Genomic DNA, 23,015 nt, shown 5'->3' with positions numbered 1-23,015 from the left:
GAAGCTATGAGGGTTGAAATAGATGGTGCAGCGATTCACTCTGAGGTGGATCTTCATGAGTTCTTGTCGCGAGCTCTGGATTTTGGTCCCTACTATGGAGCCAATCTGAGCGCTCTGTGGGACCGGCTATCGACGGATGTAGAACGACCGGTCGAGATCGTCTGGAAGAAATCAGAGCTCAGTAGACTGGCGCTGGGTGAAAGTGAATTTGAGAAGATTCGCGATCTACTCCTCCGTGTCCAGTCGCAGGATCAATCTTTCGGATGGCGCGATCGTTTCTCGGTGACATTCGAATAGCATGTGAGGAGCCACACCGGAGGTCGCCCGGTGGGCTCCTCAGCGGCCTGACGGCAACTGGTCGCTGGGTATCAGCTGGTATGGAAGCGTTCGAGGGCCCGGCCGGCTCGACGCCGAACACGAGCGCCTTGTCGCCGTCCTCTTCGACGGCGACTGGACCGCCGAAAACCCCATCCCCGCCTTCACCTGACCGTCCGGACCCGGGATGCGCAACGCCTCTCCCGGCCTCGACGTCGGCTGGCGCCGTCTCCGCCGCTTACCACAGCTCACGCCTCACCGGGTCACGGAGCTGCAGGGTCACCGCATGCCGCATGGGGAGCGTGGTGAACCCGTGGTGCTGGCGCGCTGCAGGGTGCGGCAGATGGCAGCGGTACTGGCGTCGACGGCAGCGCCCCGCCCCCACCGCCCTACGCCACAGGGGCGGAAGCCAGCCTGGCGCTGAGAGCATTCGCTGGCTGCTTCCCCAGAGTCCTTGCGAACCTGTGCCGTCGCCATGCAGGACCAGCCAGCGCCGGAGCGCCCGTGGCACCCGATGGTCATTCGTCGTCGTCCTCACTAGGCCGGCCCGGGTGTCTGCGTACGTGCGCACCCGCACGCCTGGCTCGCCCGCCACACGGCAGGCGATCGACGGGCCGGAGGTGCGCCACCGGGTGCCGATCTCCACGATCGCGGCAAGCGCCGTTGTTTCGTCGGCGGCCGCCACCTCGATGACGACAAGTCCGGGTTCGCTGATGTGCAGCTCCTCGAAGGGCTTCATGCTGTGACCGAGGTCAGCGCTCCGGCCGTGGTTCCGGCCGGAGCCGCCCCTCACCCGAACGGGGGTGAGGCGAATGTTCCATGAGACGGCGCCAGGGTGTCGTGCGCGATGGGCGCCTCGCAGGGGCCATCGGCGAAGACCTTCGGCCCTTCGAGCTTGGTGGCGTCGAATCTGCAACGGCGTCGTCAGTGCCGTTGGCGGCGCCCTGTCACCAGTCCGCCGTCGGCGACCTGCCCTGTCGGCCAGCCAGCCGTCTTCGTTTCTCCCTGGCGCTGCCGCCCGGGACAGGCAGCAGTGCACCGCGTCGACGGTGAGCAGGGGCGCCCGCCGGCCCTGCACTTCGGAGGTCAGGACGTGACGGCGTGCGCCTGTCCGGCGTCGATGAGTTGGTCATCTCGCTGGCGGCGAGGCGAGGCCAAGCCCACTTCGCCGAGGTCTATGGCGCTGACGTGAAACGCCAGAGCATCTTCACCAATCACTGACAAGGCCCTGGACGGGATGGCCGAATGGCAGAACCGGCCGCTCGACGCCGTCTCCCGTGATCTTCGTCGACGCGATCCACGTGAAGATCCGCGACGGTGGCCGCGGCCAACCGGCCCACTATGTGGTACTCGCCGTCACGACGGAGGGCCGGCGCGAGTTCCTCGGCGTGTGGGCCGGCGACGGCGGCGAAGGCGCCCCTGGGCGAACTCGTCGGCGCCCTGGCCGGCGAGATCGAGGAGCGGGCCATCAAGGACTACCGCAGCCTCCTTCGAGACCGCTCACGTGGTCAGCCCGCCTGAAGCTCCTCGATGACCTGCTCGGCCATGCGCCGGGCGGGTTCCAGCCGAGGGTCCTCCGGATGCGCATCCGGCCCGAGGATCTTCGAGCAGACGAACAACGTCATCAGCTTGCCGTCCCGACTCTCGAAGTCGGACCGGCGCTCCTGCCGCACGCGATCAGCCAGAGCCGGGACCGCAAGGGAGCTCGCCCACAGTGAGGCAGAATCCAGCCCCTGCGGTGCGCTGCCCCAGTCTTCCCAGTCGAAGAGGCTGAATACCGGAGCGGTCACATTGGCCCAGTTCAGGTCCGCGTGGGCCGGCACCCACCGCTCGACGATCGAATCGAAGTCACCGGGGAAGGCACAGCGGATGGACTCCGTGACGAGGGCCTGGGTGATGGTGACGGTGTCCGGGGTGGCGATCCGCCTCGTGTTCTGAGCCGCCAGCGCGTCCAACGAGGCGTTCAGCGCTCCCCACCACTTATCCGCCAGCTCCGGGGCCTCGCTCAACACGGCGGAACCGACGGGAGCTCCCGGCAGGAGCTCAGTCTCGTCGGCCCGCCACATCACTGGCTCGTACTTGTCCCGCCAGACCACGCACCCTCGCCATACAGGCTGGGCGATGCCCTCCAGCCGCGCGGCACATTCGGTGCCGTTCCACCCCTGGTCGGGGATCTTGTCGAGCAAGCGTCGCTCGATCCGGACCCAGGTGTCGCGGTCTGTTCTGGCCCCCACAGACCGCCGCTTGCGGACCACCGTATCCGGGAGCAAGCGCACCTGGAGCGACCGCCCGACGCGATCAAGAACCTCATCAACCGGCTGCGCCCGTAGATCAACAGCCCGACCCGTGGAGACCGAGAGCGTCATACACGCGACCGTAGCAGTGGGGCGGGCGGGAAGTATTCCATCGCGGCGGGCACGTGGCTAAACAGCACTATTGGAGAGAGCGGGATCCGCCCGTCCGGCCACCAGCTCGCCGGCTGTCCGCGGGCAGACCTCTGCAGCCGCACAACCGCAACTTGAGAGTCCCGAATTCACGTCGTCTTGTTGGCTGGTCGAGGTCGCCGGCCTGCTCGACCACGCCGCTAAGGCGGCGTCCAGGAACCAGGTGGTCTCATCGAAGACGCCGCCTCTGCACTGGTCGACGAGCGCCCCCGACAACCGCACCCGCCAGACCGACTGTGAAGCGTCGCGGCTGGTGGATTCGGCCATATGGGACCGCGTTGTCAGTGCTCCGCCGTACCGTTTGGAGAGTGGCCGATGGACATGTGCTCTTAGACACCGGTTTCGCGCAGCGCATCAAAGCGCTTGCCTGCACTGCGCCCCTGCACGATCTCGACGCCCGCAAGTCATCTGTACAGACGGCGGACTTGAGTGTCTACCAGATGAGTGAGCTTGCGCTGCACGCAATTGATCTGGTGACGCTTGCGATGGACTTCGATGCCGGTGCCCCTCCGGAGCGGACTGTTGCAGAGCTCTCCCGGTACGCAGCTGAACAGGCACCGGGCCGTACAGCGGATGAATACGAGCACGCTGCGGGGTGGGTGCTTGAGAACCTGCTCAACGTCGGGTCCGCCGACCGCGGCTTCCGCGCCGTCTACGGCATGACGGGCGTGGACGGCAACTACGAGCGGCGCGACTTCGACTTCAAGCTTCTGGAGGAGGTTCCCGGAGCCGACGGCGGTATCTACCTGCGTGCTTCGAACGAGGCGGTCAATGTCCTCGTCGGTGCGCTGGAGGTCGATATCGAATCCGCGCAGATCGCCGCGGATGTGCGTCTCGAGACGCTGATTCGACGCGGCCGGCTGTCCGACGCCCAAGCCGCGGCTCAGGCCGCGCGGTACCGGACGATCCAGTACGGCGAGATGCTGCGCCAGCGACTCGAGGCGACCGGCCGCGACGTGCGCACCGTGGACTGGCTGACCGCCATGCCGGCCTTCATCGAGGAGGCGCTTGAGCACATCGAGGCCCGTTGCCGGGCGGAGAACGCCATCCTGGTGAACATCACAGAGGCGCGGGACACAGCTGATACCCCGGTCCGCAAGCAGCAGGCCGCGGCGCTCGTAGGGATCGTCCGTGATTGCCTGCGGCGTCACGAGCAACTCCAGGCAGCGCTGCAGAACGCGGGACGGCGCTTCCGGGCCGAGCAGGATCGGCAGACGTTCGCACCGCAGCCGACACGGGCCGGCCTCGACCTGCACGCTCAACTGCTGCAGCCTGCACTGGCCTTGCCCGTCTGCGACGCGGAAGGGGTGCTTGCTGCCTACTTCACGCGGGTGGTCGGCCTGAGCGTACGCCCGGCTCTGCGACTGGTTGACCTGTTCACCTTGCTGGTGACGCCGCCCGTGGTCCGGGAGGTGGTGGGAAGCGAGATCGAGGAGCCGGAACTGTCCGACGCGGCAGAGCTGCCGGCGTTCCCGGACGAGTGCTACGAGCACTTGGAGTGGCTCCTGGATCTGGATGTTGACGCCCCGCGACGCCTGTCCGGTCTGCTGGAGGAAGCTCGCGAACTGCACCCTGAGCTGCCGCTGCTCGTGGTGGTGCGGGTTCTCGCACTTGCGGCGCAAGAAATCGGCCCGGCCATCCGGCACGGTGCGGCCTCGGTGCTTCTCGCCGTTGATGACGGCACTGCGCTGAACGACCCTGAATTCGCCGGCGCCGACCTCATCGTTGCCCGGGCCGGGCTTTCCAGCCCCGCCGAACCCGGTGACTCCGACAGCGAAAGTGCAGGCGTGGGTGCCCTTCCGGCAGGCCTCATCCCTGCCACGCATGAGAGGGGAGCCGCATGAGCGCTTCAGATACCGCAGCCGAAGCCTCCCGCCTGGTCGGCTTCGGACTGCGGCCCAAACTCGTTCCTTCCCGCGACGAGGAATACCGGCGACTCGTGCGGCGCTTCCGTGCCGACGACGAGTTCGCCGCCGTCACCGCCGCCGTTGCCCGGGGACTGGACCTGGTCATCCTCGAGGTCACCGAGCGCACAGGAGTGGTCGTCGCCTCTACCGAAGAGAGCGTGTTCGCCATCCGGATGTCCGACTACGCGCGCCGAACCGGCGGCGAAGGCAAAGCGCACGAGCGGGTGCTCCACGCCCTGGCCCACCTGGGTGCCGCCACACTTGCCTTCCCCCGGCCTGCCGATCTGGCCGACGAAAGCTACCTCGGCCGGATCACCGTAGAGGGAGTCGAGGCCTTCGTACGGCAGGCTGCAACGGTGCTCGCCGAGAACGCGACGGTCGAAGGAGAGGACAGTGACCCCTCCAGCGACCGACCGGGACTGGAAACGGTGTGGCGGGTCTATGCGCGCCGCGCCCGGACCGGAGCGACCGGTGACGGACGCAAACTCGCCAGCTCCACCACAGGCATCGTCAGCAAGGCACTCGCCTTCCTCGCCGACCAAGGCCTGCTCGTACGCACCGGTGACGCACGGGGCGGTACCTATCGCACGACGCCGCGCTACCGGGCGCAGGTCCGGGAGGCCGGAGCCATCATGTTCGAGGAGCTTCTGGCCCTCGGTATCACCGCCATCACCGACGGGACAGGCACGCTGGCCGCGGTCGAATGGGCGCCCGACGACATCGCCAAGCCGTAGGGGATGGCAGTGTACGAACTCAACCGAGTCCGCATGTTCGGTGTCGGCCCCCGTGGAGCCCGCTTCACCGACGTCACCTTGAACTTCGCCGATGTGGGAGCACCCATCGGCGCAGGCACCTTGTTCGATGCACCGACGCGTCGCCCCAGCCCTTACAGCCTGCTCCTTCTGGAAAACGGCGGCGGCAAGAGTGTGCTGCTCAAACTGCTGTTCTCCGTGATCCTTCCCGGCAAGCGCAACACCCTCGGCGGCGCCTCCGACGTCCTGGAGAAATTCGTCGTGGGTGAGGACGCGGGCCATGTCGTGCTGGAGTGGATGCACGTCAAAACCGGCGAGCGCGTCGTCACGGGAAAGACGTACCAGTGGCGGCGCAAGAGCACCAGCGACGGCCGCAAGCTCAGCGAGGCATGGTGGTCGCTGCGCCCTAACGCCGCCGTGGAGGTGGCCACGCTGCCGTTCACCGCCAACGGCCGCCGCTTAAGACTGGCAGGCTTTCAGGAGGCGCTGGAGGAGATTGACCGCACCCATACTGTCACCCAGCTGGCCTGGATCGGGTCCCACCAGGGGGAGTGGCTCGAGCATCTGCGCAGCCTGCGAATCGAACCTGACCTCTTCGCCATCCAGCGACAGATGAACGCTGACGAAGGGGAGGCGGCCAGCGCGTTCAAGTTCAAGAGCAGCAAGGAGTTCGTCGACTGGCTGCTCACGGTCGTCATGGACCCGGCCGATGCGGTCAGCGTCGCGGAGAACTTCGACAGCTACGCCACCACCGTCGGCGATCGCTCCGCGATGGTGCTGGAGCGTGACTTTGCCGAGGGCACCGTGGCGGCACTACGCCCGGTGGGTGCCGCATTTTCCAAGGCGACGCAGGCGCGCGCGATGCTGGAGCGCACACAGCAGCATGTTCGGGCATTCAGTGCTCAAGTTGCCGCGCGGCATGCCGCTGAGCAGGCTGCGGCCCGACGGCTGAGCGCCGAGCACGAAGCCGCTGCAGCCAAAGCCAGTACGTCCGAGAGCGACCGGGACCGGACGCGTGACGTCGTCAACGAAATCCGTCGTCAGACGCTTGCTCTCGAACTTGCCGTCGCAGAGGAACAGCAGAACGCCGCACGGAGCGGACTTGCCGCGGCGGAGCTCGAGTTGGCCGGCTGGGCAGCGTGCGAGGTGGTCGAAGCACGCGATCAAGCAGCCGCTGATGCGCACGCCGTGGCGCAACAGATCGCCGACGCCGAAGAGAACGCACGGCCCGCCCTGGCCGCACGCGATACCGCTGCAGCCCGGCTCCTGGCAAAACTGCATGACGAGGCAGCCAACGACCGAACGCGAGCACGAAAGCACAATCAGGAGGCCGAACAGCACAAGGCGGCCGCTGGGGAGGCGGACCAGCAGCGGACCACCGCTCTGCGTGCTGAAGAGAAGGCCCGCAGCGAGCAGAAGTCTGCCTTGGCCGAGGTCACAGAGACTGCCCAGGCAGTGGACCAGGCGGTCTCCGAGGGACTTCTGCCGGCCGGCACTGACGTGTCGGCTGCCGCCGTGGAAGCACGAAGGAACGCAGCCCGGCTGGGCGAGATGCTCGCCGCGGCAGAACGTGATGCTGCCCAGATCGGACGGGAGCTGAAGGCCGCCCAGGCCCGCGCGCGGAAAGCCGACGAGGTACTGCTGGGCAAAGAGCGCGCGCGGGAGCCGCTGGCGCAGCAGTTGCAGCATCTGACGAGCCGTGCCTCCCGGCTCGCCGCCGACGAAGTTGTCCTCGCAGCCCTGGCGGTGGACAGCCTCGACACCCAGGCCCTCGACGCATCAGCCGAAGCGCTCGCCCGTCAGCTTGCCGAGGACATCGGCATGCGTGAGGAACGCCTGGACGGCCTGCGCAGCGCGCAGAACAACGACATCCGGGTGCTGACCGCCCTGGGCGACGGTGGCCTGCTGCCCGCCAGGCCCGAGGCCGAGGCCGCTGTCGAGGCCCTGCGTGCTTCAGGGATTTCTGCCCACACCGGCTGGCAGTACCTGGCACAGAACGCCGCCGCCGACGAGCGCACCCGACTCATTGCTGCGCATCCCGAACTCGCCGACGGAGTCGTACTCGTCGACGCCACGCAGCTTCCGCAAGCCCGCACCGCCATCGAGGCGGCAGGGCTGCTGCCCGCAGCCGCGATCGCCGTCGGCAGCGGCATGCAGCTCCTTACCGCAGCCGAGCTGACCGGCACCCGCTTCGTCCTCGACACCAACCCGGCGATGTTCGACGAGGCAGCCGCCGAGGCCCGCCGAGCGGAGCTAAGAGAGGACATGAACCGCCGCGGCCAGGACATCGAGACGCTCACCACGGCGGTACGCCGCACCCGGGATGTTGCTGCGGAACTGGCTGCCTGGCGCCATGCCTGCCCAGCCGGTCGTCTCACCGAGCTGACCGAGCAAGTCCTCGCTGCCGACGCCGCCGTCACCACAGCCCAGGAAGAGACAGCAGCAGCAACTACGGACGTGGAATCGTGGGCAGAGCGCGAGAACGGCTGCTCCACGCGACTTGTTGAGCTGCGCGTACAGGAGCGGGTCGTCGCGGACAACGCGAGCGCCCTCGAACGCCTTGCGGCACGAGCGGAACGCTCTGCCGCCGCGCAGCGAAGAGCCGGAGAACTGGAGCAGGCCAGAGAATCAGCTCGCCGCTCCGTAGATGAGGCGACGGCAGCGAGGGAACAGCTGCTGGAGCAGGCAGAGGAAGCCGTGCGGGCGGCAGAAAACGCCCGTGACCGAGCCGAGCGCCACCTCGCCGCTGCAGCCGAAGTCGTCACCGCCAGCGGCGAGGTGGCCACGGCCGTTCCAAGGCAGAGCCTGCTCGCTCTCCAACAGGCCTACGCAGCAGCAGCCGACGTCTACCGAAGCCTGGAAGTGGGCCAGGACCTGAGGTCAGAAGCAGACCGGGCCACGGCTGAGGCAGCCCGGCGCCGCACCGACGTAGAAAGCCTCACACCCGAAGTGATCGCCGAAGCCGAACGACTGCTCACCACAGCAGCCGGTGCCGACCGCGCCAGCCGGCAGGCCGCCATCGCCCGGGCAAACCGTGAGAAGCAGCGGCTGACCACGGCCATCAGCACAGCGGTCGAACGTGTCGGACACCTTCGCAGCGAGCTGCGCACCGCTAGTCCCGGAGCCGAACGCGACCGAAACGTGTGGATCGTTCTCCCCGAGGCACGCCGCCCCACCTCCGTAGAGCAGGGACGCCAGCTCCTGCTGACCGCACAGGCCGAGCATCGTTCCGCGCAAGAGGCCCTGGAGACCCTGACGCGGCACGCCACAGACCTGCAACGTCAGACCCAGCAGGCAAGCGAAGCCGCCCGCAGCTTCCGAGAAGTACTCCAACCCATGCAGGCGACCCTTGAGGACACATCCAGCTCACTGGCAGGGCCGCCCTCCACCACGGAACAGGACGCTGAAACGGCCGAGCCCTATGAGCAGTCGGTAGAGACCGCTCGCGAGCAGTCCGACCGGCTGCGGCGCAATCTGCGCGAAGCCCGCGCCGCCGCCAGCACCGCCGACCAGGAGCTCAATGACCTCATCGCTGCTGCAGTCCACTTCGTCAGCGGAACTCGATTCGACACGATGACGAACGTTGCCCGACGGGCCATCATCAGCCTGGGACGCGAACATCTGGGCGCCCGTGCCGCGGAATTCGCCGAACAGCTCGCACAGCGGCTCGCCACGCTGAACACCGACCTCGACAATGCCAGCAAGCACCGCAAACTCATCGTCGAGCGACTCGCCGCGCTCACGGACGGCGCGCTCAAAACCCTCCGAACCGCATCACGGCTGTCGAGACTGCCCACCGGGCTCGGCGACTGGGAAAACAAGGAGTTCCTCCGCATCCGCTTCACCGACCCCGACCCCAGCCTGCTCGCCGCCCGCATCGGCGAACTGGTCGACGACATCGCTGCCGCCACAGCGACCCGCCAGATCGGCACCCGCGGCAGCGCCCCCAAGCGAGACGGCGTCACCCTCCTGCTGCGCTCCGCCGAGGTGGCCGTCCCCAAAGGCTTCACCGTCGAAGTCCTCAAGCCGGACTCCGTCCTGCGCGACGAGCGCGTCCCCGTCGAGCAGATGAACAGCGTGTTCTCCGGAGGACAAGAACTCACCGCCGCGATCATCCTGTACTGCACCATGGCAGCGCTGAGAGCCAACGAACGGGGACAGATGCGCAACCGCCACTCCGGCGTACTGTTCCTCGACAACCCGATCGGCAAGGCAAGCGCGTCGTACCTCCTCGACCTGCAGCAAGGCGTGGCCTCAGCCCTGGGGGTACAGCTGGTCTACACGACTGGACTGTCCGACGACCGCGCCCTGGCAGCGTTCCCCCTGTGGATCCGGATGCGCAACGACGCCGACCTGCGGGCCGGACTCAAGCACATCCGAGTCGCCGACACCGTCCGCGCCCAACTGCCCGATCCATACGATGACGAAGAATCCGGCCTCCCCGGCGCAGCCCCAGGCACGGTCACCGCAGCCCGTGTCTACCGCCGGCCCACGGAGACGCAATGACCCCCTCGACTTCAGGCAACGTCATGCTGTCCCCACGAGCTTTGAGGCTCGCCGCAGCGCTGGAGGAATGGCCGCGAAGAACTCTCACCCTCGCCGAGCTGTGGGAGATCTTCGCGATCGCCGACGCTGCCTCCGCAATGCGCCCCAGCCGCCGCACAGACCTCGCCGAGGCCCTCGAAGCGCTCGCCGCCGCAGGCTTGATCAACTGCTCCCGCACCCGGGACACGTCCGCAGCCCCCGCACTGCCGACCCGCCTGACGCTGCCAGCTCCGCAACCCTCGTCCACGGCCGCAGCGCTGGCCCACACGATCGCGTGGCGCCCAGAGCTCGCCTGGGCAGCCTCAGCTCGGCTCACGCTGGGACAGATCGGCCTCCTGCGCTCAATCAACGACTGGCTGCGTGACCGCGGCCGCGACCACGACGTCGCACCCTTGAGGGAGCGCTCCCTCGAAGTCCTCGGACACGAGAAGCGCCTCGATGCCCTGCTCGGCACCTCCCTGTTTGCACCAGGCCGGCTCACGCTTGAACTCCTGCGCACCTTCCGCGCGCACCCACCCCTGCCGACACGCCGGACCGGAGACGGCCCAGTGCTCCTCGTCGTGGAGAACGCCGACACCTTCGACACCCTCACCCGCGTGCTGACCGCCGGCCCCGGCGAGGTCGGCCGGGTAGCGTGGGGGGCAGGGGCAGCATTCGAGGCATCGGTCGCCTCGGTCCTCGACATGCCAGAAATACGCGCAATCGCATACTTCGGAGACCTCGACGCCGATGGACTTCGCATCCCGGTCGGCGCACACCGAAGGGCTGCGCAGGACGGACTGCCTCCCGTACGTCCGGCGACAGGCCTGTACCGGTTGCTGCTCGACATCGGGGTGCCCCAGCCTGGCCAAACGCCGCTAGCCGCAGGGAAGGCCAACGATCTCGCCAGCTGGCTCCCAGAGCCCCTGGCAACGCGTGCAGCATCCCTTCTCACCACCGGCTGTCGGCTTGCGCAAGAGGCAGTCGGCACGCGTGCTCTGCAGGCGCACATGGACGCGAGTGCGTGGCGGGACGGCCTCGCATTCCCCAACTGACTGTCCAATGAGCTCTATCAGCGTTGCTGCTCCGTGCTCCTCAGGTCAGATCCGTCAGTCCGGATACGTCATCGCGGATCAGGGCGTTGCGCTCCTCGATGGTGAGCCATCGTGCCTGGGATCCCAGGGCCTGTTTCTCCACCCACAGGACGTCATCGACGGTCTCGGCGACGGGGTGCAGGTGACTGATGACGGCGAGCAGTTTGTCGCTGCCCACGTGCGTGCGCAGCACGGACAGGGCACTGTCGAGGGCGGCAGTGTCCAGTGTGCCGAAGCCCTCGTCGAGGAAGAGGCTCTCGATGTGGGTGCTGCTGCGGCTGTGGAGTTCGACGAGGGCCAGGGACAGGGCGAGCGATGCCTGGAAGGTCTCTCCGCCGGACAGTGTCTTCGGGCTGCGAGCAATGCCACTGCGGCGGTTGACGATGCGGAAGTTCTCTGCGAAGCCGAGCTTGCCGCCGGACAGTTCGTCGAGGAGAGCGCTGCCAACGCCGAGCAGGGAACGGGTGCGCAGTTCGGTGAGGTAGGCGGGGAACTTGGCATCGGTCAGGTGCCTGTACAGCCCGTCCCAAGCTGAGTGCTGGCGCTTCCCGGCCGCCAGGGCGGTGTCCAGTTGATCCGCGTGCGCGATCTGGGAGTCTGCGAGCTTGTGTCTTGCGAGGGCCTGCTCGGCGGCAGTCCGTGCGGTGACGGCCTGTTGGGTGAGCGGGTCGAGCAGGGCGGGGGAGAAGAGGTCCGGGCCGGTCACTGGTGCTCCCGAGCCGGGGATCGCTTCCGCGGCGATGTCCCGCTCGAAGGCCGTCACGGATTCCTGCGCTGCTACTGCGGCGGCGTCCAGCAGGGTGTGCAGGGTCTCCGACACCCGCGTAAGGGCTCCGGCGTGGGAGCGTGCGGCTGCCGGATCGGTCCAGTCGCCGGGTTGGGGGAGTGCAGGCCGCTCACCGTGTGCGATGAGTCCCGCGGCCTGAGCGGCCGCTTCCGCCCAGCTCGACAGTGTCCTGGACAGCTCCTGGAGAGGCTTGGTGACGGCCTCCTTACGACGCTGGGCCCTTTCTTTGTCCTGCTGTGCAAGGTCCCGCAGCGCGCTTTCGGCTTGTGCCTGCGCCTCGACGAGGGCTTCCAGTTGTTGCAGCTGCACGGCGACGGCCTCGACGGCCGCACGGGTGTCCTGTGCGTCAGGAAGCGCCTCGCCGCCCGGCAGCGCCTCGCGGGCCACCAGGGGCAGCTGCCGTAGCTGGGTGAGAAGAGCTTGGTGCCGGGCCGTTGTGCGCTGTTCGGCCTTCTTCAGCCGTTCAAGATCAGCGGTGAGGGCGGTGTGCTGCTCATCCAGGCGGCGCCGTGCGGCCTCCAGCTGCGTCGCAACCCGGGCCACCGTCTCGTGGGCCGTCGACCATGCCCGGGCCAGGGCCTGTTCCTGGTGTTGAGCGGCCTCTTTCACCTCCGCCACGACATCTGTGTGCGTGCTGCCTTCTGCGTGCCCGTCTGCCAGCCGACCCGCCACGGCGCTGGTTCGGGCGGCCAGCTCTTGGGCGAAGACGTCGGGGGCGGCATGCTCCGCGTGGACCGCCAGCTCTCGTGCGGATGCGCGCACTTCCTCGAGCCGGGCCTCGAGGAGGCCTTGGCCCTCGTCGGCGAGGGCGAGTTGCTTCTCGTGGGTGCTGGTGGCCTTGTGTGCCGCGGTGGTCAGTTGCTTTTGCTCGGCAATCGCTGTGGTGAGAGCAGCGGCCTTTGCGTCGAGGCCGTCCGTTGCCGCGGCCAGCGCTTCCGGGGCGGAAGCGGGCGGCGGTCCATAGTCGTCCTGGAGAGTGTGGCTGCAGACCGGGCACGTGTCACCGCCCGACAGTCCCTGTCCCGCCGTGTGCGCCGCATCGTTGCGTCGCAGGGCGGCGAGGACGTTCTCGGCCTTGCTGCGCTGTGCCCGGTGCAGGTCCAGGGCTGCCGTCAGCTGATGCAGTTCACCGATGAGGCGCTCGTGCTCGCTCTTCGCCGCGTCGGCCTGCTGCCGGTGGCCGGCGACCGTGGCCGCCTGGGACACGATGCTGCGGACGGCTTCCTGCAACCGGTCAGATGCCTGCCGGGCCATGGCCGACCGGGTCTGCGCATGCTGTGCAACCTGCTCGAGGGCGTCGACGTCCGCCTGCTGCACCTCGATGGCTGTCGCGGCGTCGGCGAGTTCCTGGTCTTCTGCGGCGAGCCTGTTCCGGTCGCCGGTGAGCCGGGTCTGCTCGCCGGTCAGGTCCGCCAACTGCTGGGGGAGGGAGTGCAACAACTGCTGGGCGGCGGTCAGGGTGGCGGGAGTATGCCCCTGGGCCTTGGCCGTGGCCAGGAGCTCTGCACTGTCAGCCCGCTGCTTGTCCGCCGCAGTGTAGGCAGCGTCGTGCGCGGCCTGCTGCTCCTCGAGTTCGTCATGGGTCTGCTGCAGGGCGGCAAGGGTACTGTCCACGTCGCCGGCCTGCCGTTCGGCGAGACCGTTGCTCGCCGCGGTCACTTCCTTGACGCGTGCCTGTGCCGCAATTGCTTCCTGCTGACACACGCGCAGGGCTTCCAGCCGGCCCTGCAGCTGGTCCGCCAGCTCTGCTTCCTTGTCCGCCTCGAGCTGGGCCGCCTCCGCCTCGCCGCGAGGATCCTCCAGCAAGTCCCTGCGGGCGAGTTCGGCTCGGTGGACCAGATCGAGGAGCCGGCTGCGCCCGTCTTCGGCGCGCCGGCGCGCGGTGTGGAGCTCCTCGACACCGAAGATCGACTTGAGCATGGCGGTGCGCTGGGAGTCGGTGGCATTGAGCAGGGTGTCGAAGCGCCCCTGGGGCAACAGGACGGCGGTCATGAAGCTCTTGTAGTCCAGTCCCAGCAGGCCCCGGATGGCATGGTCGACACCGCGGACGTTGTCGACGGTCTTTCCGGTCCGGAGGTTCTCCAGCAGCGCCTGACTGGGTTTGGTGTTGGCGTGGAAAACCCGGAGCACACGCCACGACTCGCCGTTGACGGAGAAGACGAAGTCGACGCTCATGGTCGGGCAGTTCTCGGCGATGAGGTCCGAGACGTCCCGCTCGCTCCACGAGCACTTGCCGTACAACGCGGCGGTCATGGCTTCCAGCAGCGTGGACTTGCCGGCGCCGGTGTCGCCGAGGATGCCGACGAGCCGCTTTCCGGTGAAGTCCAGGGGGCCGCAGGTCCCGGGGTAGCTGCGCAACCCGGAGAACGTCAGGGTGAGGGGTCTCATACCGTCTCCCGGGGCTGAGAGGTGTCGGAGGTCCAGGAGTTTTGCAGGGCTTCCTCGAGGAGGTTTTCTGCCGTGCAGGGGGGCGGCGGGTCGCCGTCGGGGGCGCTGAGCAGGTCGACAAGAGCGCCTAGGACGTCGTCGGCAACATGGCCGGGTGTGCCGCAAGCGGTCAGGTAGGTCCGGAAGGACTCGGTGATCTCCGGCTCGCCAGCATCGGCCGCGGCGCGGTCCAGCACCGTCAATTGCGTCTTCGCGCAGTCCTCGACGGTCTCCACCACCAGGGCACCGGGAACGGCGTCGGCGACCGCCTGTGCCAGGTGGACAGTCGGTTCGTCACTGGTGATGGTCACTTTGAGGAAGGTGTCGGTGTACTGGTGTGCCCGCTGGGCCAGGTCCTGCAGGGTGCCGGTGAACTCAGCGAGCCGGCGTCCCGCCGTGAGGGGGCGAAGGCTGATGCGGGTGGGCCGCCCAGGGTCGGCGTCGACCACCACGATGCTCTTGGACTCGCCGGCTTCCCCGAAGTCGAGCTGCAGCGGGCTTCCGGCGTACCGGGCGGCGAACGGCACGCCCGCGACGGCCTGGGGCTTGTGGATGTGGCCGAGGGCGCCGTAGCTGACGGCCGGAAGGTCGGCGGCCGCCGTTGCATACGTTTCGGTGATGTCCAGGGCCCGCTCCGTGTACGAGGGCACGGCACCGGCGACGAACAGGTGGGCGGCGAAGACCAGGACGTCGCGTTCCGCGTTGAAGCCGTCTCGCAGGCGGGTCATGAGGTCCGCCTGGATGCCGCGCAGGCCGGTGCTGTAGTCCTCGGCCGTCGTGCCTGGTTCGCTGGACAGGCCCAAAAAGCGGTTGGCGTGGATGAACGGCAGGGCGCCGAGACGGATCCGCTGCGTTCCGTCGCCGACTCCGAAGTCCAGGACCCTTCCGTAGGTGCCGTCGTCGGGGGAGCCGATGAAGTTCAGACGCCTGGTTCCGCCGTGCAGGCCGCTGCCGCACAGGTAGTTGAGGAGATCGAACAGAGCGGGGGAGTCGTGGTTGCCTGCCACGACCACGGTCGGAGCGATTGCCTGCAGGGCGTCCAGGGCCCGCATCGCGCGCATGATGTCGCGGGTAGCCGGCCGATAGGTGTCGAAGAGGTCTCCGCTGTGCACGATCAGGTCCGGCCGGGCCTCCCGCGTAATCCCGGTGATCTCCTCGAGGACAGCGTCGAAGTCGCTGTCGCGCGCATGCCGGGACGTCTGGCGTCCCAGATGCCAGTCGGATGTGTGCACGAGCCTCATGGGCGGTCCCTCCTCGGGCGGCGTTGGTCAACCCCTGTCACACAACGGACAGTTGCGCCGCATCACTAACTGTACACAGGAAGACTGGAGAACACTGGAAAAGACTGGAAGCTGGTAGAGTGCTTTCATGTCGGATCCTCTGGACGCCATCGAAGAACGCATCCGCGACCTCCAGCAGGCAATGCGCCGCGCCCGCGCGGAGCGCGACGACAGCGTGCTCAAGGAACTGCGTGCCGAACTCCGACGGAGCCAGCGCGCCTGGGAGACGCTGTTCGCCCAGTCCGAGGACGACCAAGACGACGAGGAGCCCGAAACCGGGCCCCTCGCAGAGCAGGAGCAGACCGAACCCCAGGTCCTGCTGCCTGCCCGCGAACAGGTGCACCAGGTACTGAGCCTGCTGAACGTGCCGGCAGCACCCAAACTGATCAGCTCAGTCCACGAAGCCTTCTTCACCAGCCCGTTGCCGCCCTCACGGCTCACCAGCCTGCGGCGCGATGAGGAACGCTCCTACCGGTCGGCCCCCAACGCCCGGCCCTACTACCTGTGTCCAGCACTCACCTCCGACCTCCTCTCCCCAGCCCGAGGCCTGCTGACCATCAGCATCTGGCCGATGGAACAGCGCATCGTCGGCCCGCTCAGCGCCCGGGTCCACTTCCTCACCGGCGCCGTCCGCATTGTCGACAAGGCCCGGCACCTCCATGCCGGCGATACCCACCTCCCCGCCGCCGTGGACCAGCTCCTGCGCCGCTACGCGCTGAACATCCCCGGCGCCCAGCCCTCCGCCCGGCAACGCCTCGCGCACGGCAACACCATCGATCTCGACCTGCTGCACCGTGCCGCCGAGAAAGAACTCGCCATCCACTCCGAAACCGACGCCCACGTGCGCACCGCCGCCGCCGACCGTGCGCGTCGGCAACTCAACGACGTCGAACAGCTCTTCGGAGGAACCTTCGAGTCCGCCCGGCACCTGAGGCCCGCCCCCTGACCCCCGCACAGCTGTGCATGCCCGCAAGGAACGCCTAGTGACATCGCTCGACGCTCGGCTCGACGCACTTCGTGGTCCCGCCCGGCCTGAACCGCACAACGCGCGCACCCTCGCCGCGCTCACCACGAACCCGGGCTGTGCCCGCCGCGCACTGCTCGACGCTGCCGGCGTGAACAAGGACGACCTCGCCGTCCATCTCGGTGAAGCCCGCCCGCTCGCCAAATCCTCCCTCGCGCTCACCCGAGGCGTCCTCTTCGAGCAGCAGGTCAAAGCCGACGGCTGCGCCGAACTGCTGCGCCTACTGCGCGACGTTCTCGGCCTTCCCCTCCCCGAGGTCTCGCACACCGACCTCTCGGCCGTCGGTAGCCAGGGCGGCTCCATGAGTCTGCGCCACGCCCGCACCCGGTCCCTGATCGTGCAGGCCGCCAACGATAAGCCCGACACCCGCACCCTGCTCGACCACCCGGTCCTCCGGCTCACCGTCGGAGAACACCGCGTCTACCTCGAACCCGACGTGATCGCCTTCCAGATCGATGGCGTCTTCCACATCATCGAGATCAAATCCTTCGCGATCATCGACGGCCAGGCAGACGGAGCGAAAGTCGCCGGAGCGACCACCCAGGCCGCCGCCTACATCCTGGCCCTGCGCGAACTGTTCACCGAGGAAGGCATCCCGCCCGACAAGGTCTCCGACTCAATCATCCTCGTCACCCCCCACAACTTCTCGCGCCGCGCCACGGCTGCCGTGGTCGATGCCCGCAAACAGCTCAAGTCGCTGCAACGGCAGCTCACCCGCCTCGACCGCATCGAGATCCTCGTGGACCAGCTGCCGACCGGGACCACCTTCGACCTGGCCCGCGACGCCCACGGCGTCCCTACACGGGACCCGCAGCAACTGCGAGCGGCACTGCACACCGCGCGAGCCCGCTATGCCCCGCGGTGCAGGAATCACTGCGACCTGGCCTACTTCTGCCGCAGCGAGGCACGCGAGGCGGGCCTGGTCGACGTGCTGGGGACATCGGTCCGCGACGACCTCGGCAGCATCGACATCATCGAGACCGCCCTTGACCTCGCGGACGGCACACGAGACCCCGCCCCCGACCAAGTGGACCTCACCGTCGCTCTGCGCCACGCGCACGCCATTCACACACGACTGGAAGGCGCCGCATGAGCATGCTGACCACCGTGATCAAGCTACGGGCGGCGAAAGCCGAACACGCCCTCCCCATGAGCCGGGTGCGGCACCATAACCTCTCCCACCGGCCACTGATCATCATCCCCCTCAACCGCTCGGGCGAAGCGGCAAGCCCCCTGGCCCTCATGCTCGGCACCGACCAGCACCGCCCCCACCTGCTGGTCGCCCCGCCCCGAGGCGCCAACAGCGACTTCCTCAACGACTTCGCCGCCGTGGTCAACACCTACATCCACGGCTTCCAACAGGAGACCGAAACACGACCCGCCACCGCCAAACGCGCCGCCCAAGAGCTGTACACCGACGCCCCCCAAATCCTCGTCCCGAACGCCGCATCGGCGCAGTACCTCCGACTGATGGGCCGCGCCCTGCGCTTCCGCCCCACGCCCGACGGCGTTGACGCCGCGTTGTCTGCCCCCCGCCTGGGCCAGTGGCTCACCTTCTTCGGCGAACGCCGCGAATACCCCGGCTCCGCCCTCATGCTGCCCCTCACCGATCTGCTCGCCACGCACTGGGCCACCGGACAGAGCCCTCTGGAAGACACCAACCTCGCAGCCATCCTGGCCTGGATAGACCCCCCGCCGCACACCACCGGACTGCGCGCCGCCCTCGACGCCGACAACCCGCTGCTTCACCGGCCCGCGGGACCCACCACCGACCCATCCTTCGACAGCATCGAACTGGACCGCATCTTCAAGGACTTCGACGCCGCGCGGACCTCCGCCAACACCGACGCGCAAGAGCATCATCTCGCCGACCTCCGCCAGACACTGGACGAGTACCTGCACCCCACCTGGAACAACGCCTGGACCGCCCTGTCCGTGCTCCAGGGACTGCCCCAGACACCTGGCGCGAACAAACGCTGGACCGACGACAGAATCCAGTTCACCCAGCAGAGCCGCTACATCGATGACGGCGGCCGCCCGCAGCCCATTCACGACCACGCCGTGCAGGCGGCACGCCGCCTGGGCCAACTCGAACAGGCCGCCGCCGCCTTCGAAGCCGAACGCGCTCTGGAAGACCCGTTCGTACTCGCCGAACGCCACACCACCGGAGAAGCCTTCACCGGAACCGTCACTGAAACCGACCCCGACCACACCGCTCTCACGGACAAAGGGAACCTCACCCTGCGCCCCCGCTTCACCCTCCACACCACCGATCCACTGCGCCTGGAACCCGGTCACACCCTGGTGACCCCCAACAACACCAAACGCCGCTACGAGATCTGCGAGAGCACCCCCGTGCCCGATGGGACCAAAGTCGTCATCCAGGCCAACACACACACCGGCACCCTGCGCAACCCCAACCGTGAGGCCGTACCCGATCTCGGTGCGGAAATCTGCTTCACCACCGCCCCCGACTACTTCCAGCGACCTCAGTTCCCCACCCGGGAGAACACGCCCTGGACCCACGGGGGACCCCCTGACGACACCACCGACCCGGAACCGGCCGAGGAGGACTCATGACCGCCCCCATGTCGACACCGGCCGAGCTGGCGCGCACCGCTGCCCAAAGGGTCCTCGCAGACCTGCGGCACACACAGCACCGGGGACTGGTCGTGGATTCCCCACCCGGCGCGGGAAAAACCACCCTGGTCGTCCGAGCGGTCCGCGCCCTCGCCGCCGCAAACCAGCCCTGCATCGTGATCGCACAGACCAACCACCAGGTCAACGACCTCGTCCGCCGCCTGGCCGCCCAAGCCCGTGAGCTGAAGATCGGACGACTCACTGCCCACACCTACACGGCCCCCCAAGACCTACGATCCCTGGCCAACACCCGCATCGACGTCAACATCAAGGCACTCGACGACGCGGACGTCGTCATCGCCACCGCACGCAAATGGGCCGGCGTCCGCGACCGGAAATGGCCCTGGGCCATCATCGACGAGGCCTACCAGATGCGCTCGGACGCCCTGCTCCTGATCGCCGAACTGGCACACCAGTCCCTCTTCGTCGGCGACCCCGGACAACTGGATCCGTTCTCCACCATCGACACCCCGCGCTGGCTCGGCCTGCCGCACGATCCCATGAACAGCGCCGTCGCAGTCCTGCTTCAAAAGAACCCCGACCTGCCAGTCCACAGCCTTCCCGTCTCCTGGAGGCTGCCCCCGTCCGCAGCGGACACCGTCTCCAAAGCGTTCTACCCCTTCACCGGATTCAGCGCTGGCACCCACGAATCCGACAGACGCATGCAGTTCGCCACCGCAGGCATGCTCGGCCCGCTCGATGAAACCGTAGACCTGGCCGCCCGCACCGGCTGGGCCCTGCACGAGCTCCCTCCCCGGCACACGGCCCGCATCGACCCGCAGGCATCACAGGCTGCCGCCGACGTAGCCACCCGCTTGCTGACCCGCCACGCCACCACATTCTGCGAGAACGAACCCGGCGGCCAGGCCCTGAAACCGGCCGACATCGCCATCGGCACCGCACACCGGGACCAGGCACGGCACATCCAGCAGATCCTGCACCGCCAATCCCCGCACCTGGCAGGCATCACGGTCGACACAGCCAACCGTTTGCAAGGACGCGAGTACGCCGTCACCATCGTCCTCCACCCACTGTCCGGACGCCGTGACGCCTCCGCCTTCCACCTCGAGGCCGGACGCCTTTGCGTGCTCACTTCGCGCCACCGACACGCCTGCATCGTCATCGCCCGCGCAGGCATCGCCGACCTCCTCGACGCACACCCCTCCACCGATCCCGTGCACTTGGGCGTCCCCGCCAAATTCCCCGACGGCTGGGAAGCTAACCAGCACGTCCTCGCCCACCTCAGCGACTACCGCATCCGCGCCGCCTAAGAGAATCGTCCCGACACCCGTCACCGGCAGGAGAGCATGCCGACCACCGACCCCGAGCTTCGGCCGCATCAGAAGGACGCTGTCACCGCGGCGGTCAAGACACTTCGTACGCATGCCCGGGCGAGCGTGATCGCGGCCTGCGGTACGGGTAAGACCCTGATCGCTGCGCGTACGGCGTTCCGGCTGGCTGCCCGGGGCCGTGTTCTGGTGCTGGTGCCGACGCTGGACCTGTTGTCGCAGACGGTGCGGTCCTGGCACGCGGCGGGCCGTAAGGGGCGTGCGGTGGCGGTCTGTTCGGCACGCCAGGCTGTCGAGCATCCCTCGGCTGGCGACATTCCCATGACCACGGATCCGGCCGAACTTGCTGCCCTGACCCCCGCCGACACAGGGGAGCCGGTGACCGTGTACGCCACCTACGCCTCCCTGCCCACTCTGCTGGCCGCCCATCACACCCACCGGCTGCCAGCGTGGGATCTTGCGGTCGTGGACGAGGCGCACCGCACCGCGGGCCGGCTCGGGAAAGCCTGGGCCGCCATCCACCACGACGACCAGATCCCCGCCACCCGCCGCCTGTACCTCACGGCCACGCCCCGTGTCTGGGACCCGGACAGCGACCGTGGCGACGACCCGGTGGCATCCATGGACGACGAGAACCTGTTCGGCCCGGTCGCCTATCGCCTGACCCTCTCCGATGCCATCGACCTCGGGCTGCTGGCCGACTACCAGATCCTCGTCCCCGTCGTCGACAGCACCGACCTGCGGGACTGGCTCGCCACCGACCCCGGCGCAGGAGTCGACGGCCTGCGCCTGGCCGGCCGCCAGGTCGCCGTCCTGCGCGCCATCCACGACCACCGCCTGCGTCGGGTCCTCACGTTCCACCACCGCGTCGCCGACGCCCGCGCCTTCTCCACCACCCTCCCCGACACCGCGGCCGCCCTGCCCGCCGACCTGCAACCCGAAGGCTTGTGGTCGAACTGGGTGAGCGGTACCCACCCGCCCCGCGTCCGCCGCCGCATCCTGCTCGACTTCGCCGCCCACACCCACCCCGAACAGCCGGCCGTCCTCGCCAACGCCCGCGTCCTCGGCGAAGGCATCGACGTCCCCTCCATCGACGCCGTCGTCTTCGCCGACCCCAAGAACAGCCCCGTCGACACCGTCCAGGCCGTCGGCCGCGCCCTGCGACAGCCCCCTGGCGCCGGCAAGAAGGCCACCCTGATCGTCCCCGTCTACCTCACCCCCGAGGAAGACCCCGACGACCTCCTCGGCGCCGACGCCTACACCCCCCTGTGGCGCACCGTTCAAGCCCTCCGAGCCCACGACGAACGCCTCACCGCCCGCCTCGCCGACCCCCGCACCAACCGCCCCACCCTCACCACCGACGAACCCGGCACCTGGCTCCGCTTCGACCGCCCCACCCAGCAAGAAGAAGTCGCCCTCGCTCTCACTCTGCGCGTCCTTGCCCCCAAGAGCGCCGAGTGGCGCCGCGGCCTGACCGCAGCCCGCCGCTATCACCGCACCCACCACCACCTCGATGTTCCCCAGGCCTTCGAGGACCCCGCCGGCTACCCGCTCGGCCGCTGGCTCACCTGGCAACGCCACCTGCACACCACCGGCGCCCTCGATGCCGCCCGCACCCACGCTCTCGAGCGCCTGGACATCATCTGGGACCCCCACCAGCACGCCTTCGACCGCGGCCTCGCCCACGCCACCGCCTACGCCCACCAGCACGGCCACCTGGCGGCCCCCGTCGACCACTGGCACGACGGATTCGCCCTCGGCCGCTGGCTCGCCACCCAGCGCAAACGAGCCGACCAGCTCACCCCCGCCCGCATGAAGGCCCTCCAGGACCTGGACCCGAACTGGAACCCGCCCTGGCCCCTGACCTGGCAACGCGCCTTCCACACCGCCCGCTCGCACCGCGAAGCCGGCCACTCACTGACCGACGTACCCAGGTCTTACGTCACCGATGACGGGCAGCGCCTGGGGGAGTGGCTGCGGACCCAACGCCTTCACCCTGAGCGACTGCACCCCCAGCAGCAGCAATTGCTCGCTGGCCTCGGCGCGATCCAGACTGCCGAACCACGCCATGACGCAAAACCGGTCACCCGGAACTGGGTCCGAGGCATGGCCGCCGCCCGCGCATTCCAGACACGGGAAGGACACCTCGACGTCCCCCAACGACACATCGAAATCCTCCACGGCGAACCCGTGCGTCTGGGGCAGTGGATCAGCAACGCCCGCCGCCGCAAGGACCGCCTTTCCCCCGACCGCATTCGTGTTCTCGACACGCTCGGCATGCGCTGGTAACCCCTCCATCCCGAAAAGGGCCGGTGGGGCACGGGCCCCCGTGCTGACGTGCCCCGCTCGCGGGTGTCCGGGCTCGCCGCGCCGTGGCCTGGACTGGCTACGCTCCCCAGGGCTGCCGCCGCCGCTTCCGCAGGCCCAGCTCGTCGGTTCTTGAGCGGTGCGGTACCCGTTTCCGGGTGGCCGCGCGGCAGCCCCACGGTACGACCCCGGCGCTTATCGCGGAGGTGTTCACCAGGTCGCTCG

General features: G+C 68.4%; 14 protein-coding genes and 1 pseudogene. 11 read left to right on the top strand and 4 right to left on the bottom strand.

Going from position 1 to position 23,015, the window contains the following annotated elements:
• Positions 1 to 6 precede the first annotated feature (6 nt).
• A complete protein-coding gene (locus ACWD0A_RS23805; protein ID WP_451301148.1) occupies positions 7 to 297 on the top strand; it encodes a barstar family protein in 291 nt (96 codons plus the stop codon).
• A 256-nt stretch (positions 298 to 553) separates the two neighbouring features.
• Here ACWD0A_RS23805 and ACWD0A_RS23800 read toward each other — a convergent pair whose 3' ends face one another.
• Positions 554 to 1,054 carry a DUF6207 family protein gene (locus ACWD0A_RS23800; protein ID WP_451301146.1) on the bottom strand — a complete coding sequence of 167 codons (501 nt, stop codon included), beginning with the start codon at positions 1,052 to 1,054 and terminating at the stop codon, positions 554 to 556.
• A gap of 365 nt (positions 1,055 to 1,419) precedes the next feature.
• Between ACWD0A_RS23800 and ACWD0A_RS23795 the strand changes: the two are divergent.
• Positions 1,420 to 1,733: pseudogene (locus tag ACWD0A_RS23795) on the top strand (transposase); the annotation flags it as partial.
• A 90-nt stretch (positions 1,734 to 1,823) separates the two neighbouring features.
• Here the strand turns inward: ACWD0A_RS23795 and ACWD0A_RS23790 are convergent.
• A complete protein-coding gene (locus tag ACWD0A_RS23790; protein WP_451301144.1) occupies positions 1,824 to 2,681 on the bottom strand; it encodes a hypothetical protein in 858 nt (285 codons plus the stop codon).
• Positions 2,682 to 3,067: 386 nt separating this feature from the next.
• Here ACWD0A_RS23790 and ACWD0A_RS23785 point away from each other — a divergent pair, with 386 nt between their 5' ends.
• From ACWD0A_RS23785 to ACWD0A_RS23770, 4 genes are read left to right on the top strand one after another with little or no spacing between them, the layout of a single operon-like run.
• Complete coding sequence (locus tag ACWD0A_RS23785) at positions 3,068 to 4,603, top strand: hypothetical protein (protein ID WP_451301142.1); 1,536 nt, start codon at positions 3,068 to 3,070, stop codon at positions 4,601 to 4,603.
• Positions 4,600 to 5,400, top strand: coding sequence for a hypothetical protein (locus tag ACWD0A_RS23780; RefSeq protein WP_451301140.1), 801 nt, complete (start codon positions 4,600 to 4,602; stop codon positions 5,398 to 5,400). The genes ACWD0A_RS23785 and ACWD0A_RS23780 overlap by 4 nt, the downstream gene beginning before the upstream one ends.
• Before the next feature lie 9 nt (positions 5,401 to 5,409).
• A complete protein-coding gene (locus ACWD0A_RS23775; protein ID WP_451301138.1) occupies positions 5,410 to 9,924 on the top strand; it encodes a hypothetical protein in 4,515 nt (1,504 codons plus the stop codon).
• Positions 9,921 to 10,997: a Wadjet anti-phage system protein JetD domain-containing protein gene (locus ACWD0A_RS23770; protein ID WP_451301136.1), complete on the top strand. Its 1,077-nt coding sequence runs from the start codon at positions 9,921 to 9,923 to the stop codon at positions 10,995 to 10,997. Before ACWD0A_RS23775 ends, ACWD0A_RS23770 begins: the two co-directional genes overlap by 4 nt.
• Positions 10,998 to 11,037: 40 nt before the next feature.
• On the opposite strand, the gene ACWD0A_RS23765 is transcribed toward ACWD0A_RS23770, so the two are convergent.
• Positions 11,038 to 14,211: an AAA family ATPase gene (locus tag ACWD0A_RS23765; RefSeq protein WP_451301134.1), complete on the bottom strand. Its 3,174-nt coding sequence runs from the start codon at positions 14,209 to 14,211 to the stop codon at positions 11,038 to 11,040.
• Positions 14,208 to 15,491 (bottom strand): metallophosphoesterase family protein, encoded by a 1,284-nt coding sequence (locus tag ACWD0A_RS23760; protein ID WP_451301132.1) that lies wholly within the window; start codon positions 15,489 to 15,491, stop codon positions 14,208 to 14,210. The genes ACWD0A_RS23765 and ACWD0A_RS23760 overlap by 4 nt, the downstream gene beginning before the upstream one ends.
• 127 nt (positions 15,492 to 15,618) lie before the next feature.
• Between ACWD0A_RS23760 and ACWD0A_RS23755 the strand changes: the two genes are divergently transcribed.
• Genes ACWD0A_RS23755 through ACWD0A_RS23735 form a run of 5 tightly spaced genes read left to right on the top strand, consistent with a single transcriptional unit; the run spans position 15,619 to position 22,772 of the window.
• Entirely contained in the window at positions 15,619 to 16,476 is an 858-nt protein-coding gene (locus tag ACWD0A_RS23755; protein ID WP_451301130.1) for a hypothetical protein, read from the top strand.
• Positions 16,477 to 16,513: 37 nt separating this feature from the next.
• On the top strand, positions 16,514 to 17,647 hold the full coding sequence (locus ACWD0A_RS23750; RefSeq protein ID WP_451301128.1) for a hypothetical protein: 1,134 nt from the start codon (positions 16,514 to 16,516) through the stop codon (positions 17,645 to 17,647).
• A complete protein-coding gene (locus tag ACWD0A_RS23745) occupies positions 17,644 to 19,134 on the top strand; it encodes a hypothetical protein (RefSeq protein ID WP_451301126.1) in 1,491 nt (496 codons plus the stop codon). The genes ACWD0A_RS23750 and ACWD0A_RS23745 overlap by 4 nt, the downstream gene beginning before the upstream one ends.
• The gene (locus ACWD0A_RS23740; RefSeq protein WP_451301124.1) at positions 19,131 to 20,465 is read left to right on the top strand and encodes an AAA domain-containing protein; all 1,335 of its coding nucleotides are present in this window, start codon (positions 19,131 to 19,133) and stop codon (positions 20,463 to 20,465) included. The genes ACWD0A_RS23745 and ACWD0A_RS23740 overlap by 4 nt, the downstream gene beginning before the upstream one ends.
• A 36-nt stretch (positions 20,466 to 20,501) precedes the next feature.
• Positions 20,502 to 22,772 carry a Helicase associated domain protein gene (locus ACWD0A_RS23735; protein WP_451301122.1) on the top strand — a complete coding sequence of 757 codons (2,271 nt, stop codon included), beginning with the start codon at positions 20,502 to 20,504 and terminating at the stop codon, positions 22,770 to 22,772.
• Positions 22,773 to 23,015 lie beyond the last annotated feature (243 nt).

Source organism: Streptomyces sp. NPDC002867, from assembly GCF_053591895.1.
Note: the sequence above shows the minus strand (reverse complement) of the source record. Positions and strands in the feature narration are given on the sequence as shown.

Coding starts and splice junctions, on each gene's coding strand:
- ACWD0A_RS23760 (WP_451301132.1), bottom strand. CDS start 15,491: ATGAGGCTCGTGCACACATCCGACTGGCATCTGGGACGCCAGACGTCC.
- ACWD0A_RS23735 (WP_451301122.1), top strand. CDS start 20,502: ATGCCGACCACCGACCCCGAGCTTCGGCCGCATCAGAAGGACGCTGTC.
- ACWD0A_RS23765 (WP_451301134.1), bottom strand. CDS start 14,211: ATGAGACCCCTCACCCTGACGTTCTCCGGGTTGCGCAGCTACCCCGGG.
- ACWD0A_RS23755 (WP_451301130.1), top strand. CDS start 15,619: ATGTCGGATCCTCTGGACGCCATCGAAGAACGCATCCGCGACCTCCAG.
- ACWD0A_RS23805 (WP_451301148.1), top strand. CDS start 7: ATGAGGGTTGAAATAGATGGTGCAGCGATTCACTCTGAGGTGGATCTT.
- ACWD0A_RS23780 (WP_451301140.1), top strand. CDS start 4,600: ATGAGCGCTTCAGATACCGCAGCCGAAGCCTCCCGCCTGGTCGGCTTC.
- ACWD0A_RS23770 (WP_451301136.1), top strand. CDS start 9,921: ATGACCCCCTCGACTTCAGGCAACGTCATGCTGTCCCCACGAGCTTTG.
- ACWD0A_RS23800 (WP_451301146.1), bottom strand. CDS start 1,054: ATGAAGCCCTTCGAGGAGCTGCACATCAGCGAACCCGGACTTGTCGTC.
- ACWD0A_RS23740 (WP_451301124.1), top strand. CDS start 19,131: ATGACCGCCCCCATGTCGACACCGGCCGAGCTGGCGCGCACCGCTGCC.
- ACWD0A_RS23745 (WP_451301126.1), top strand. CDS start 17,644: ATGAGCATGCTGACCACCGTGATCAAGCTACGGGCGGCGAAAGCCGAA.
- ACWD0A_RS23790 (WP_451301144.1), bottom strand. CDS start 2,681: ATGACGCTCTCGGTCTCCACGGGTCGGGCTGTTGATCTACGGGCGCAG.